At 64.1% G+C, this 13,759-nt stretch carries 14 protein-coding genes; 10 read left to right on the top strand and 4 right to left on the bottom strand.

From position 1 onward, the window contains the following. Nucleotides 1–92: 92 nt before the first annotated feature. Nucleotides 93–719 carry a pyridoxamine 5'-phosphate oxidase family protein gene (locus IVA81_RS27855; protein WP_247323938.1) on the bottom strand — a complete coding sequence of 209 codons (627 nt, stop codon included), beginning with the start codon at nt 717–719 and terminating at the stop codon, nt 93–95. Between the two features lie 121 nt (nt 720–840). Between IVA81_RS27855 and IVA81_RS27850 the strand changes: the two genes are divergently transcribed. Then, a complete protein-coding gene (locus IVA81_RS27850) occupies nt 841–1,725 on the top strand; it encodes a LysR family transcriptional regulator (protein ID WP_247323937.1) in 885 nt (294 codons plus the stop codon). Here the strand turns inward: IVA81_RS27850 and IVA81_RS27845 are convergent. Both IVA81_RS27845 and pobA read right to left on the bottom strand, forming a co-directional pair. Next, on the bottom strand, nt 1,682–2,137 hold the full coding sequence (locus tag IVA81_RS27845) for a PaaI family thioesterase (RefSeq protein WP_247323936.1): 456 nt from the start codon (nt 2,135–2,137) through the stop codon (nt 1,682–1,684). The two genes, IVA81_RS27850 and IVA81_RS27845, sit on opposite strands and share 44 nt — an antisense overlap. 231 nt (nt 2,138–2,368) lie before the next feature. Beyond that, nucleotides 2,369–3,538 carry a 4-hydroxybenzoate 3-monooxygenase gene (pobA, locus tag IVA81_RS27840; protein ID WP_247323935.1) on the bottom strand — a complete coding sequence of 390 codons (1,170 nt, stop codon included), beginning with the start codon at nt 3,536–3,538 and terminating at the stop codon, nt 2,369–2,371. Between the two features lie 262 nt (nt 3,539–3,800). On the opposite strand from pobA, the gene IVA81_RS27835 reads away from it, so the two are divergent. The 9 genes from IVA81_RS27835 (at nt 3,801) to IVA81_RS27795 (ending at nt 12,734) form a co-directional block, all read left to right on the top strand. Further along, complete coding sequence (locus IVA81_RS27835) at nt 3,801–4,817, top strand: TRAP transporter substrate-binding protein (protein WP_247324325.1); 1,017 nt, start codon at nt 3,801–3,803, stop codon at nt 4,815–4,817. Nucleotides 4,818–5,052: 235 nt separating this feature from the next. Beyond that, nucleotides 5,053–5,562, top strand: coding sequence for a TRAP transporter small permease (locus IVA81_RS27830; protein WP_247323933.1), 510 nt, complete (start codon nt 5,053–5,055; stop codon nt 5,560–5,562). Between the two features lie 2 nt (nt 5,563–5,564). Then, the gene (locus IVA81_RS27825) at nt 5,565–6,884 is read left to right on the top strand and encodes a TRAP transporter permease (protein WP_247323932.1); all 1,320 of its coding nucleotides are present in this window, start codon (nt 5,565–5,567) and stop codon (nt 6,882–6,884) included. Nucleotides 6,885–6,895: 11 nt separating this feature from the next. Continuing rightward, nucleotides 6,896–7,357, top strand: a complete 462-nt coding sequence (locus tag IVA81_RS27820; RefSeq protein WP_247323930.1) for a DUF3237 domain-containing protein — start codon at nt 6,896–6,898, stop codon at nt 7,355–7,357. A gap of 227 nt (nt 7,358–7,584) precedes the next feature. Continuing rightward, entirely contained in the window at nt 7,585–8,394 is an 810-nt protein-coding gene (locus tag IVA81_RS27815; protein WP_247323928.1) for a crotonase/enoyl-CoA hydratase family protein, read from the top strand. Then, the gene (locus IVA81_RS27810; protein WP_247323926.1) at nt 8,391–10,274 is read left to right on the top strand and encodes a feruloyl-CoA synthase; all 1,884 of its coding nucleotides are present in this window, start codon (nt 8,391–8,393) and stop codon (nt 10,272–10,274) included. Before IVA81_RS27815 ends, IVA81_RS27810 begins: the two co-directional genes overlap by 4 nt. Nucleotides 10,275–10,300: 26 nt before the next feature. Then, nucleotides 10,301–11,062: an SDR family NAD(P)-dependent oxidoreductase gene (locus IVA81_RS27805; protein WP_247323924.1), complete on the top strand. Its 762-nt coding sequence runs from the start codon at nt 10,301–10,303 to the stop codon at nt 11,060–11,062. Between the two features lie 10 nt (nt 11,063–11,072). Continuing rightward, complete coding sequence (locus tag IVA81_RS27800; RefSeq protein ID WP_145630794.1) at nt 11,073–11,492, top strand: thioesterase family protein; 420 nt, start codon at nt 11,073–11,075, stop codon at nt 11,490–11,492. Between the two features lie 90 nt (nt 11,493–11,582). After that, complete coding sequence (locus tag IVA81_RS27795; protein WP_247323922.1) at nt 11,583–12,734, top strand: ABC transporter substrate-binding protein; 1,152 nt, start codon at nt 11,583–11,585, stop codon at nt 12,732–12,734. Between the two features lie 267 nt (nt 12,735–13,001). Here the strand turns inward: IVA81_RS27795 and IVA81_RS27790 are convergent, their stop codons facing one another. Beyond that, the gene (locus tag IVA81_RS27790; RefSeq protein ID WP_247323920.1) at nt 13,002–13,730 is read right to left on the bottom strand and encodes a glutathione S-transferase family protein; all 729 of its coding nucleotides are present in this window, start codon (nt 13,728–13,730) and stop codon (nt 13,002–13,004) included. Nucleotides 13,731–13,759 lie beyond the last annotated feature (29 nt).

Here is a 13,759-nt window from a genome sequence, read left to right as displayed (position 1 = left end):
CCCAGCCATGACGATGTGGGGACTATCGCGTCCCAAGTGCAAAGCTCACATGCATTGCCCTGCCCTCCAGGGGAGGGTAAGTGACCGGCGGCTTACGTCGCTCCCCTCTCGCCCTTCAGCGCCGCCACTTCCGCCTCCAGCTCCGCTATCCTCGCGTCTCTCATCGCCAGCGCCGCCGCGACATCACCCGCATCGAACTTCTGCGGGATGTGTTGCGGGCAGTTGGTGTCCCATGCCGCGATCTTGAACAGGATCACCTGCTCCGGCCGCGCCCGATAGCCCTTCGGCATCAGTGACGTCGTCAGCGCCTCGTCGTCCTCGACGACGCGCGCCTCGCCCCAGATCTTCACGCGGCGGCGATGGGCGTAGTCCATCACGAAGATATAGGCCTTGGAGTTCTCCGAGAGGTTACCCTGGGTGATAAATTGCTGGTTGCCGGCATAGTCGGCGAAGGCCAGCGTCTGCTTGTCCAGCACCTTGAAAAAGCCCTTCGGGCCGCCGCGGTGCTGGATATAGGGCTGGCCGTCGGCCGAGGCGGTGGCGAAATAGAAGCTGTTGGCGTCAGTGAGGAAGGCTTCGAGGTTGTCGTCGACCTCGGTGCGCCAACCGCGCTGCTCGCTGCGCGCATAAGCCTCGCGCGAACCCTTGCGCGCCTGGATCGCCTTCACAGCGGGCGAGAAGGCCACGTCGCTGGCATAGGTGTCGGCTGTTGTCGTCATCGGAACGTCTCCTGAAACTCAGGCACATGTCTGCGTTTTCGTTGCTTAAGATGGACCTCCCACCGCTTAAAACAATCCAGCCGCTTGACACTTCATCGTTGCAATATATGCAATGATGCCCATGGACCGGCTCGAAGCCATGCACGTCTTCGTCACCGTCGCCGATCTGCGCGGCTTTGCGCCGGCGGCGCGCAAGCTGCGACTGTCGCCCTCGGCGGTGACGCGGCTGATCGCGGCGCTGGAGGAGCATCTCGGCGCGCGGCTGCTGCAGCGGACCACGCGGCAGGTGAGATTGACCGATGTCGGCACGCGCTATCTGGAACGCGCGCGGCGCATCCTCGCCGATGTCGAGGAGGCCGACGGCTCAGCGCGGGACGAGCGCAACCGGCCGAGCGGACGGCTCGTGGTATCGGCGCCGGTCGGCTTCGGCCGTCTGCATGTCGGGCCGGTCATGACCGCCTATCTCAAGCGCTATCCCGAGGTCGCCTGCGAATTGCGGCTGTCCGACCATCTGGTCAGCCTCGTGGAGGATGCCGTCGACGCCGCGGTGCGGATCGGCCATCTCGCCGATTCCTCGCTGGTGGCGCGTCAGGTCGGCGAGATGCGGCGGATCGTGGTGGCCTCGCCCGGCTATCTCAAGCGCCACGGCGAACCCAAGACGCCGGAAGCCCTCCCCGTACATCAGACTATCCAGTTCGGCCCCTGGTCCGAATGGCGCTTCCAGCGCGACGGCCGCGACATCGAGGTGACGCCGTCTCCCCGCTTCATCAGCAACAGCGCCGACGCGGCGCTGCAATATGCCGAGGCCGGCGGCGGCGTGACGCGCGTGCTGGCCTATCAGGCCACCGACGGCTTGAAGCGCGGACGGCTTAAAATCGTGCTCGCGGCCTACGAACAGCCGGCGCTGCCTATCCACATTGTCTATCCGACCTCGCGCCTGCTCTCGGCCAAGGTGCGCGCGTTCATCGATCTCGTGGTGGAGACGGCGGAGTGGCGGTTTGGGTAGGTTTCGGCACCACTCGGAACGTCCCGCTCGCCCGCGCGATCACAACGCCATCGGCCTTGATCAGGCACTGCGCGAAGCAGATCGTCTTGCCGGTCTTGATTACATCGCTCTCGATCGAGCACCACTGGCCGATCTCGGCGGAGCCGACGAAATCGACCGAGAGCGAGACCGTCACGAACGACGTGGTCCAGTTCGTCACCAGCGCGCAGCTATAGCCCATGGCGTTGTCGGCGAGCGCGGTGATGAGGCCGCCGTGGATCAGGCCGCGGCCGTTGGTGTGGGGCCTCGCCAACCGCAAACCGATGATGACGGCCTTGTCGGTGTTCCTTGAGTAGAGCGGCTCCCAGGGCTCGGTAAGAGGGCTCTTGCGAACGAGCGGCTCGAAGCCGGCGGGGATGTCGGTGGACGTCATGGCTGTCTCGGGTTGCTGTGTCGCGAGCATTGAACGCGATGTGGACGACAGTTTCACCGCCTACAAAGTTTTAAACGGAATTTGCACGGGCGTTTGAAACGGACGATGCTGCGAGCACGGATCCCGTAGGGTGGGCAAAGCGAAGCGTGCCCACGAACTTTCTTAATTGCAGCAAGACGGTGGGCACCGCGCTTCGTGCCTTTGCCCACCCTACGGCACCTGCGCCCGCCCTTAAAACGGCAGCCCGACATAATTCTCCGACAGCGACGTCATCGCGGCCTGCGACTGCGTGACGTAGTCGAGCTCGGCAAGCTGGATGCGGGCGCCGATGGTGCCGGTGTCGGGGAATTTGTGCAGCATCGAGGTCATCCACCACGAGAAGCGCACGGCCTTCCAGACCCGCGCCAGCGCCGTGGCGGAATAGGCGTCGATCGCGGCGCTCGATTTCTCGTCGTAGAACTCGCGCAAGGCGCTCGACAGATAATGCGCGTCGGAAGCAGCGAGGTTCAGCCCCTTGGCGCCGGTCGGCGGCACGATGTGGGCGGCATCGCCGCACAGGAACAGCTTGCCGAAGCGCATCGGCTCGGCGACGAAGCTGCGCAAGGGTGCGATGCTCTTCTCGATCGAGGGCCCCGTGACGAGGCTGTCGGCCGCTTCCTGGTCGAGCCTTCGCTTCAATTCGTCCCAGAACCGGTCGTCCGGCCATTGGTCGACATGGTCGTCGAGCGCACATTGCACATAGTAGCGGCTGCGCTTGGTCGAGCGCATGGTGCAGAGCGCAAAGCCGCGCGCATGGTTGGAATAGATCAGCTCGTGGCTGACAGGCGGCGTATCGGACAAAATGCCGAGCCAGCCGAACGGATAGACCCGCTCGAACTCCTCGATCGCCGTGGCCGGGACGCTGGCGCGGCTAACGCCGTGAAAACCGTCGCAGCCGGCGATGAAATCGCAATCGAGCGTATGGGTGACGCCGTCCTTGACGTAGGTTACGCGCGGGTGACTGCCATCGAAATCATGCGGCTGCACGTCGCTGGCCTCGTAGACCGAGACGAGGCCGGCAGCCTTGCGCGCGTTCATCAGGTCGAGCGTGACCTCGGTCTGGCCGTAGATCATCACTGTCTTGCCGGTCGCGGCCTTCATGTCGATGCGGTGACGGCGACCGGAAAAGGCGAGCTCGATGCCTTCATGCAGCAGGCCTTCGGCATGCGCCCGCGCGCCGGCGCCGATCTGATCGAGCAGCGCGACGGTTCCCTCCTCCAGCAGGCCGGCACGGATGCGGCCAAGCACATAGTCCGGGCTCTGCCGCTCCAGAATGACATTGTCGATGCCGTAAGCGTGCAGCAGTTGCCCAAGCAACAATCCGGCCGGCCCGGCCCCGATGATTGCGACTTTTGTCCGCAATACTTGCTCCTTCCGATCCTGTAGGCTTTCGTGCGGCCCGCTTGTCGCGCCGGCCCGCAGACGATAATTATATCATATAACGTTTGGGCAAAAGGGGAGCGGTCGTCGCCGGGCAGCGACAAATCCATGCAACATGGCTGACGTAGACGGTGCGATAGGGCGTGCGCTAGTTCCGGCTTGAACGCGCCGGCCAATTAGATAACATGTTAATTAACGAGACCGGGCCATCGAAGCCCGCCGTCGAAAAAGGGAGAGACGCGTGATGAGAAAAGCCTGTCTGGCATTGCTGCTGGCCGCGAGCGTGACGCCTGCCTTGGCGCAGGACAAGACCTTCGATTTGAAGATCTCGCACTGGGTGCCGGCCTCGCATCCGCTGCAGAAGTCGCTGGAAGACTGGGCTGCGGCGGTGGAGAAGGACTCCGGCGGCACCATCAAGGGCAAGGTGTTTCCGGCTCAGCAGCTCGGCAAGGCGTTCGACCATTACGACATGGCACGCGACGGCATCGCCGACGTCACCTACGTCAATCCCGGCTACCAGCCCGGTCGTTTCCCGATCGTCGGCGCCGGCGAGCTGCCGTTCCTGATCTCCGACGCCAAGGGCGGCTCGATGGGGCTGGACGCTTGGTATCGCAAATATGCCGAGAAGGAGATGAAGGACGTCAAATACTGCCTCGCCTTCGTCCACTCGCCCTCCTCCTTCCATTCCAAAACCAAGAAGATCGTCAGCCCTGAGGACGTGAAGGGCATGAAGATCCGCCCGGCGCACGCCACCATGGCGAATTTCGTCACCTCGCTCGGCGGCACCAACGTGCAGTCGTCGGCGCCAGAAGTGCGCGACATCATCGAGCGCGGCGTCGCCGACGGCGTCACCTTCCCCTGGGGCTCCCTGGTGCTGTTCGGCATCGACAAGGTGACCAAATACGACATGGAGGCGCCGCTCTACACCACGACCTTCGTGTTCGTGATCAACAAGGACAAGTACAATGCGATGTCCGACAAGCAGAAGGCCGCGATCGACAAGAACTGCTCGGTCGAAATGGCGGGCGTGGTCGGCGAGCACTGGGGCAAGTTCGAGGATGCCGGCATCGACAAGGTGAAAGCTGAATCCGGCCACGAGGTCTACAAGCTGACACCCGAGCAGACCGCCGCCTGGAAGAAGGCCGCCGAGCCGCTGGTGAAGACCTGGAGTGACAACGCCAAGAAGGGCGGCGCCGATCCGGACGCCGCGCTTGCGGACCTCAAGGCCTCGCTGAAGAAGTACAACGCGCTGGCGGAGTAGCCCCAAGCTGCGGCTGCACTCGCTGCATCTCTCCCGCTTGCGGAAGAGGTCGGCGAGGGTTCTCTCCTCTTCGGGGTTCTCGATTGTGGAAGCACCCTCTCCCATTGCCGATGCTCCGCATCGGCGTTCTTGAAGAACGGCGGCTGAAGGCCGCCTATGCCTCCCCCGCAAGCGGGGGAGGGAGCGCAGCTCCATCGCGGGCACACCTTGCACTCGTCGGAAGGACTCTTTCCCCATGAAGCGCTCCTGGATGGATCGCGTGATCGACACGATCGAATGGATCGCGGCTGGCTTCGTCGGCATCGTCGCGCTCGATATCTTCCTGTCGGTGCTGCTGCGCAACACGCTGAACTACTCGATTCCCGACAGCTTCGACATCGGCCGCATGCTGCTCGGCATCCTCATCTTCTGGGGCATCGCGGCGACCTCCTATCGCGGCACCCACATCACGGTGGATCTGGTCTGGGGCAATGTCGGGCCGCGCTATCAGCGCTGGATCGACGTGTTCGCAACGCTGGTGCTGCTGTTCGTGGTGACCGTGCAGACCTGGACACTGTTCGACAAGGTGCGCGGCACCTACAACGACAACGTCCAGACTTTTGATATGCACATGCCGACCTGGCCGTTCTTCGCGGTCGCATGGATCGGCGACATCTGCGCCGTGCTGCTGATCGCGATCCGCACCTACCGGCTGATCTTCCATCCCGAAGAGATGCATGCCCCCAAATTGAAGGCGACGGAGTAATCATGAGCACCGATGCCGTCGCCGTAATCGGCTTCGTTTCCCTGTTCGCCCTGATGCTGCTGCGCGTGCCCGTCGGCATGGCCATGGGCCTCGTCGGCGTCTCCGGCTTCGCCTATCTCGTCAATGGGAATGCGGCGCTGAAGCTGGTCGGCCAGACCTCGATGCGCACGGTCACCGACTACACCTTCGGCGTCATCCCGATGTTCCTGCTGATGGGCTCGTTCGTCAGCAATTCCGGCATGAGCCGCGAGCTGTTCCGCGCCGCCAACGGCTTCGTCGGACATTTGCGCGGCGGGCTCGGCATCGCCACCGTCGGCGCCTGCGGCGGCTTTGCCGCGATCTGCGGCTCCTCGGTCGCGACCGCTGCGACCTTCTCCGCCGTCGCCTATCCCGAGATGCGCCGGTTCGGCTACCCGCAATCCTTTGCCACCGGCGTGATCGCGGCCGGCGGTACGTTAGGCGCGATGCTGCCGCCCTCCACCGTGCTTGCGGTGTACGGCATCATCACCGAGCAGGACATCGGAAAACTCTTCATCGCCGGCATCATCCCGGGCTTGCTCGCGATGAGCATGTACATGATCACGATCTTCCTGATCGGTTATTTCCGCCCCGACTTCCTGCCCAAGGGCAAGGTGACATCGTGGCGCGAGCGCTTCGCCGGGTTGAAGGAGATCTGGGCGCCGGTGCTGCTGTTCGTGTTCGTGATCGGCGGTCTCTACGGCCTGCCCTATTTGCCGCGCTTCACGCCGACGGAAGCCGGCGGCGTCGGCGCCGCCGGTGCGTTCATCATCGGCGTGCTGACGGGCCGCCTCGACCGCGAGAAGATCCTGGCCTCGCTGCTCCAGGCGACGCGCACCGCGGCCGCGGTCTTCACCGTGCTGATCGGCGCGCTGATCTTCGGCTATTTCCTGACGGTGACGCAGACGCCGCAGAAAGTGACCGAATTCCTCACCGGCCTCGGCCTCGGCAGCTACGGCGTGCTGGCGCTGATCATGGTGATGTATCTCGTGCTCGGCTGCCTGATGGACGCCATGGCGATGATCATCCTCACCGTGCCGATCATCTTCCCCGTGATCACGCATCTCGGCTTCGACCCGATCTGGTTCGGCGTCATCATCGTCATGACAGTCGAGCTCGGCCTGATCCACCCGCCGGTCGGCATGAACGTCTTCGTCATCAAGAGCGTGGTGAAGGACGTCTCCTTCTCCACGATCTTCAAGGGCGTGATTCCGTTCGTGGTCACGGACCTGATCCGCCTCGTGATCCTGATCGCCTTCCCGCTGCTGGCGACCTGGCTGCCGACACGCATGATGGCACATTGAGCGGTGAAACGATGACCATACCGACGCTCGAGACCAGATACGTCTTCACCATCATCGCTGAAATCGGCAACGTCATCACCGTTGGCGAGACCGGCATCGGCGTCCGTCGCATCATCCCGATCCTGGGCGGTGCGGTGAAGGGCGCGATCAGCGGCGAGGTGCTGCCATACGGCGCCGACTTCCAGACCATCCGCCCCAACGAGCTGATCGACCTCGAGGCGAAATACGCCTTCGAGACTGATGACGGCGCGACCGTCTATGTCGAGAACAAGGGCATGCGCTTCGGACCGGTCGAGCTGCTGCAGAAGCTCAAGCGCGGCGAGCCGGTCGATCCCAAGCTGATCTATTTCCGCACCGTCCCGCGGTTCGAGACCGGGAATGACAAGTATCGCTGGCTGATGGAGCACATTTTCGTCGGCTCGGCCGCGCGGCATGCGGACCGGGTGGTGATCGACGTGCATCAAGTTATGTAACCACGCACTCCGCCGTCGTCCCTGCGCACGCAGGGACCCATACCGCGTGATCTATCGGTTTTGGTTGGCTGGGTACCGAACGACGAGCCTTCGCCAAACTCCTCCTTGGGGATATGGGTCCCTGCGTTCGCAGGGACGACATAGTGTGTGCAGAGCAGCATTTTGCTGCCCCAGCTTGACTCCCCCAGAATTCGTTATACAACATAACTATTCTGACAAGGACGCAAATGACACAGGGAAACGCCGAGACCGCTGACGCGGGCGCCTCCGGGCTTTTGAGGATCGAGCGGGCGGACCGGGTTTTGACCATCGGTCTGAACCGGCCGGCCAAGCGCAATGCGCTCAACGACGGTATCATCCTGGAAATCGGCGAGTGTTTTGCCTCCCTGCCCGAGGATATCGGCGCGGTCGTCATCCATGGAATCGGCGACCATTTCTCCTCCGGCCTCGACCTCTCCGAGCTGACCGACCATGACGCCACTGGCGGCCTGCTGCATTCTCAGATGTGGCACCGGGTGTTCGACCGCATCCAGTACAGCCGCGTGCCCGTGATCGCGGCGCTGAAGGGCGCCGTGATCGGCGGCGGGCTGGAACTCGCCTGCTCCGCCCATATTCGCGTCGCCGAGCCCTCGACCTATTTCGCCTTGCCGGAAGGGCAGCGCGGCATCTTCGTCGGCGGCGGCGGCTCGGTGCGGCTGCCACGGCTGATCGGCGTCGCCAGGATGATGGACATGATGCTGACCGGCCGTGTCTATAGCGCGACCGAAGGCGCCTCCTACGGCTTCGCGCAATACCTCACGGAGACCGGTAACGGGCTCGGCAAGGCGCTGGAGCTTGCGACCAAGATCGCCTCCAACGCGCCGCTGACCAACTTCGCCGTGCTCCAGGCGCTGCCGATGATCGCCGAGGCCAACCCGCAGACCGGCCTCCTCATGGAATCGCTGATGGCGACCGTCGCGCAGAGCGACAAAGAGGCAAAACGCAGGATCCGCGAGTTCCTCGAACACAAGACCGCAAAGGTGAAGCCGAAATCATGAGCGCGCAGCCGTCCTCTTCCAGCATGGAGCGCGGCGCGAGCACTTCTCCGCTGCGGCCCATTTCGTTCGGTGATCCCGTCGTCAACATCGAGCGGCGCGACGACGGCACGATTTACCTGCGGCCCAAACAGCCGCTCGGCGATTATCCGGTCCGCCTCACCGACCGCCTGCATCATTGGGCGACGACGACGCCGGACCGCGTTTTCATGGCCGAGCGCGCAGGCGGCCGCGGTTGGCGCAAGATCACCTACGCCGAGCTGCTCGCCGCGAGCCGGCACATCGCTTCAAGCCTGATTGCGCGCGGCCTGTCGGCGGAGCGGCCGGTCGTCATCCTCTCCGGCAATTCGATCGACCACGCGCTGCTGGCGTTCGGCGCCTACTATGCCGGCATTCCGTTTTGCCCGGTGTCGCCGGCCTATTCGCTGGTCTCGAAGGATTACGGCAAGCTCTCTTACCTGATGAAGCTGCTGACGCCCGGCCTCGTTTTCGCCGAGGACGCCGACAAGTTCGCGGACGCGCTGGCCGCCAACGTCTCGCTCGGCACCGAGATCGCCGCGTCCTATGGCCACGTGCCGGGCCGCGACGTCACCTTGCTCGCCGACCTCATGGCGACGCCGATCCGCGGCGATCTCGACGAGGCCCACGAAAAAATCGGCCCCGACACGATCGCGAAATTCCTGCTGACCTCGGGCTCGACCGGCAATCCCAAGGCCGTCATCAACACCCAGCGCATGATCTGCGCCAACCAGGTGATGCTGCGCGAGACGCTGGCCTTCCTCAAGGACGAGCCGCCCGTCATCATCGACTGGCTGCCCTGGAACCACACTTTTGGCGGCAACCACAATATCGGGCTGACGCTCTACAATGGCGGCTCGATGTATCTCGACGCCGGCAAGCCGGTGCCGGGCGGCATCGAGGAGACTGTGCGCAATCTCCAGGAGATTTCGCCGACGGTCTATTTCAACGTCCCCAAGGGCTACGAGTCGCTGCTGCCTTATCTGCGCGACGACCAGGGCCTGCGCGCAAAGTTCTTCGACCGGCTGCACGCGATGTTCTTCTCCGGCGCGGCGCTGTCGCCCTTCATCTGGGACAGCCTCGACGAACTCGCGGTGAAGGAAAAGGGGTATCGCGTGCCGATGCTGACCGGGCTCGGCGCGACCGAGACCGCGCCGTTCTTCATGTCGGTCAATCCGCGCACAAGCCGCTCCGGCCATGTCGGCCTGCCTGTTTCGGGCAACGACGCCAAGCTGGTGCCGAACAACGGCAAGCTGGAAGTCCGCGCCAAGGGGCCGAACGTCATGCCCGGTTACTGGCGCCAGCCCGACATCAGCGCGAAATCCTTCGACGAGGAGGGATTTTACAAGATGGGGGATGCGCTCAAGCCCGCAGACCCCGATGATCTCAACGCCGGGTTCGATTTCGACGGCCGTGTCGGTGAAGACTTCAAGCTCGCCAGCGGCACCTGGGTCAGCGTCGGCCCGCTGCGCGCGCGCCTCACAGCGGCCTGCGCCCCGCTGGTGCGCGACGTCGTCATCGCCGGCATCAACCGCGACGAGGTCTCCGCGCTGGTCGTGCTCGACCTCGACGGTTGCCGGCTGATCAACCCGACGCTCCCGACCGACGACCTCGTCGTCGCGACGCGTGACCGGCTGGTGCGCGAAGCCTTTCGCGAGCGCCTGACCGGTTTCCTCAGCCAAGCCACCGGCTCCTCGACCCGGATCACGCGCGCGATCCTGATGGACGCGCCGCTCTCGATCGACAAGGGCGAGGTCACCGACAAGGGCTCGATCAACCAGCGCGCGGTGCTCGAGCATCGCACAGCCCTGATCGAGGAGCTCTACGCTGCCAATCCGTCGGACCGTGTGATATCGGTCGCTTAAGAAAATCATCGCCACAGGAGAACGCCATGTTGTTGAAGGATCAGGCAGCCATCGTCACCGGCGGCGCATCGGGATTGGGCGCGGCCACTGCGCGAAAACTGGCGGCGCAGGGCGCCAAGGTCGCGGTCTGCGATCTCAATGCCAAGCTTGCCGAGACGGTTGCCGCCGAGATCAACGGCGTGGCCGTGACCTGCGACGTCTCTGATGCCGCCTCCGCCGAGGCCGCGGTCGCGCAGGCTGCGAAAGCTCACGGCCCGGCGCGTGTGCTGGTCAATTGCGCCGGCATCGGCGTTGCCAAGCGCGTGGTCGGCCGCGACGGCCCGATGGCGCTCGCCGATTTCGACAAGGTCATCAAGGTCAATCTGATCGGCACCTTCAACATGCTGCGCCTTGCCGCCACCGAGATGTCCAAGCTGGAGCCGCAGGCGACCGGCGAGCGCGGCGTCATCATCAACACCGCTTCCGTTGCTGCCTATGACGGCCAGATCGGCCAGTCAGCCTATTCGGCCTCGAAGGGCGGCATCGTTGGCATGACGCTGCCGATCGCGCGCGAGCTGGCGCAGTTCGGCGTGCGCGTGCTGACCATCGCACCCGGCCTCTTCCTGACGCCGCTGCTCGCGAACCTGCCGCAGGAAGCCCAGGACTCGCTCGCCGCCGCGATCCCGTTCCCGCGCCGGCTCGGTCAGGCCGACGAGTTCGCCGCGCTTGCGCTGCACATGGTCGAGAATACGTATTTGAACGGCGAGGTGGTGCGCCTCGACGGCTCGCTGCGCATGGCGCCGAAATAAGGCACCGCGCATGTTCGTGAACCGGCGCGACGTCCAGATCCAGTGGGGTGATTGCGACCCCGCCAACATCGTCTACTACCCGCGCTATTTCGCGATGTTCGACGATTCGACCTCGACCCTGTTCGAGGTCGCCGGCTTCTCCAAGCAGGACCTGGTCCGGAAATACGGCCTGGTGGGAATCCCCATGGTCGACACGCGGGCCAAGTTCTACATCCCCTCGACCTATGGCGACTGGATCACCATCGAAACCAAGATCGAGAGCATCAAGCGCTCGAGCTTCGAGGTGAAGCACAATGTCTACAAGGGCGAGGCGCTGGCGATCGAGGGTTTCGAGACCCGTGTTCTGGTCGGCCGTGATCCTGACAACCCCGACAAGCTGAAATCGGCACCGTTCCCTGCGGAAATGGTCGCCAAATTCACGGGGAGCTAGGTCTGAAGCTAAATCGCCGCATCACCAAAAGAGGGGGCTGAATTACCCCCCGATTTCTGCTTTCAAAGAAACACGTAAAGGGAGGAATAGATGAAACGCTTTTACCTGACTGCCGCCATCACCGCGGCGACGCTTGCCTTGCCGGCGCTGCCCGCGCTGGCCCAGACCAGCGAAATCACCATCGGCATCACGACCACCACGACCGGTCCGGGCGCAGCCCTCGGCATTCCCGAGCGCAACGCGCTGGAATTCGTGCCGAAGGAGATCGGCGGCGTGCCGCTGAAGGTGATCGTGCTCGACGACGGCGGCGATCCCACCACTGCGACCACCAATGCCCGCCGCTTCGTGACTGAATCCAAGGCCGACATCATCATGGGCTCGGCGCTGACGCCGCCGACGATCGCGGTCTCCAACGTCGCCAACGAAGCCGGCATTCCGCATTTCGGCCTCGCGCCCTTCCCGATCACGCCGGAGCGCATGAAGTGGTCGGTGGCGATGCCGCAGCCGATCCCGATCGTGGGCAAGGTGCTGTACGATCACATGAAAGCCAAGGGCGTGAAGACGCTCGGCTATATCGGCTATTCCGACTCCTATGGCGACCTCTGGTTCAATGACCTCAAGGCGCAGGCCGTGCCGATGGGCATGACCATCGTCGACGAGGAGCGCTTCGCGCGTCCCGATACGTCAGTGACCGGACAGGTGCTGAAGCTCGTCGCCGCCAATCCCGACGCCATCCTGATCGGCGCCTCCGGCACCGCGGCCGCGCTGCCGCAGACCGAGCTGCGCGAGCGTGGCTATCAGGGCCTGATCTACCAGACCCATGGCGCCGCCAGCATGGACTTCATTCGCATCGCGGGCAAAGCGGCGGAAGGCGTGCTGATGGCCTCGGGCCCGGTGATGGACCCCGAGGACCAGCCGGATGAAGCCGCGACCAAGAAGCCGGGCCTCGCGCTCAACTCGGCCTATGAGGCCAAGTACGGCCCGAACAGCCGCAGCCAGTTCGCCGGTCACTCCTACGATGCGTTCGAGATTCTGAAGCGCATCATCCCGGCGGCGCTGAAGACCGCAAAGCCCGGCACGCCGGAATTCCGCGAAGCGATCCGCCAGGCGCTGCTGACGGAGAAGGAGCTGGCGGCGAGCCAAGGCGTCTACAACTTCACCGAAAAGGACCGCTACGGCCTCGACGAGCGCTCGCGCATCCTGCTCACGGTGAAGAACGGCAAGTACATGCTGGTGAAGTAACAGCAAGCGAAAGTCTCGAGACGACGAGAGAGCCGGCCCGATGGGCCGGCTCTTTTGTTTGGCAGTCGATCGCAAGCTGCCGCCGCGGCGTCGCTGCGCTCCCTCTCCCGCTTGCGGGAGAGGGTTGGGGAGAGGGTGTCACCGCGTAGGGATTGTCTGATGTTCGCCGAGAAAATCCCCCAGCGGAGAGAACCCTCACCCGGCGCTCCGCGCCGACCTCTCCCGCTTGCGGGAGAGGTTGCACCGAGCTCGTGGCGAGACTGATCGCTACGCCGCCTGCCGCAGCGGGGTCCAGGCGAACTCGGGATAGTAATCGTCCATCATGCGGTCGACGTAAGCCGTGAGGTTCGGAAAGCCCTCGGCGCGTTCGCGCAGGATCGATTCGAAGAACGGCGAGAGGATACCGGCGAGCATGCCGAAGGCCGTGGCATCGACGCCGCAGGGCTTGTTGCCCATCAGGTATGCCTTGTCGCCGAGCTGCACCGACAATGCGAACAGCGAGCGCACGGCGAGGTCGACGTCGTCGTCGGGCGCGTGGCGGCCGAGGCCAGAGAGCAGATAGTTCTCGGCGACGCGGAATTGCGCATCCTCGCGCAGCTTCTCGCGGTTGTGCTCCGGTGCGCCGTCGAAGAAATGCGCGGGACCCTTGGCGAAATTGACCGGGTCGACCCAGCGCGCCCCGACCAGCCCCCAATAGACATGGTGCTCGATCATCCGTTCGAACGCCCAGGCCTGCGCACGCTCGGCCAGCGACAGGCCGGCGTCGAAATCGAAGCCGTAGCGGCGCTCGATATGGGCGCGGATGAAGGTGGAATCGGCCACCGCCTCACCGCCGTCGTCGATGAACGGCAGTTGCCCCTTGGGCGAGGCCGGCGGCATCGCCCGCTCCTTCCGGTAGGGCAATCCCGCCATCTTGAGCTGCACCTCGGTCTTGGTGACGAAAGGGCTGATTTCCGGCAGGCCAAAGCCCGTGCCAAAGCCATAAAGCGTGATCATGCGAGCTCTCCTGAACCTCTCGAAAGTTG

Source organism: Bradyrhizobium sp. 141 (assembly GCF_023074055.1).
GTDB lineage: Bacteria > Pseudomonadota > Alphaproteobacteria > Rhizobiales > Xanthobacteraceae > Bradyrhizobium.
This window is presented reverse-complemented; position numbering and strand designations above follow the sequence as displayed.

Excerpts from the sequence above, each read along its gene's own strand:
- IVA81_RS27855 (WP_247323938.1), bottom strand. The coding sequence starts at position 719 with ATGACGACAACAGCCGACACCTATGCCAGCGACGTGGCCTTCTCGCCC.
- IVA81_RS27850 (WP_247323937.1), top strand. The coding sequence starts at position 841 with ATGGACCGGCTCGAAGCCATGCACGTCTTCGTCACCGTCGCCGATCTG.
- IVA81_RS27845 (WP_247323936.1), bottom strand. The coding sequence starts at position 2,137 with ATGACGTCCACCGACATCCCCGCCGGCTTCGAGCCGCTCGTTCGCAAG.
- IVA81_RS27835 (WP_247324325.1), top strand. The coding sequence starts at position 3,801 with ATGAGAAAAGCCTGTCTGGCATTGCTGCTGGCCGCGAGCGTGACGCCT.
- IVA81_RS27830 (WP_247323933.1), top strand. The coding sequence starts at position 5,053 with ATGAAGCGCTCCTGGATGGATCGCGTGATCGACACGATCGAATGGATC.
- IVA81_RS27825 (WP_247323932.1), top strand. The coding sequence starts at position 5,565 with ATGAGCACCGATGCCGTCGCCGTAATCGGCTTCGTTTCCCTGTTCGCC.
- IVA81_RS27820 (WP_247323930.1), top strand. The coding sequence starts at position 6,896 with ATGACCATACCGACGCTCGAGACCAGATACGTCTTCACCATCATCGCT.
- IVA81_RS27815 (WP_247323928.1), top strand. The coding sequence starts at position 7,585 with ATGACACAGGGAAACGCCGAGACCGCTGACGCGGGCGCCTCCGGGCTT.
- IVA81_RS27810 (WP_247323926.1), top strand. The coding sequence starts at position 8,391 with ATGAGCGCGCAGCCGTCCTCTTCCAGCATGGAGCGCGGCGCGAGCACT.
- IVA81_RS27805 (WP_247323924.1), top strand. The coding sequence starts at position 10,301 with ATGTTGTTGAAGGATCAGGCAGCCATCGTCACCGGCGGCGCATCGGGA.
- IVA81_RS27800 (WP_145630794.1), top strand. The coding sequence starts at position 11,073 with ATGTTCGTGAACCGGCGCGACGTCCAGATCCAGTGGGGTGATTGCGAC.
- IVA81_RS27795 (WP_247323922.1), top strand. The coding sequence starts at position 11,583 with ATGAAACGCTTTTACCTGACTGCCGCCATCACCGCGGCGACGCTTGCC.
- IVA81_RS27790 (WP_247323920.1), bottom strand. The coding sequence starts at position 13,730 with ATGATCACGCTTTATGGCTTTGGCACGGGCTTTGGCCTGCCGGAAATC.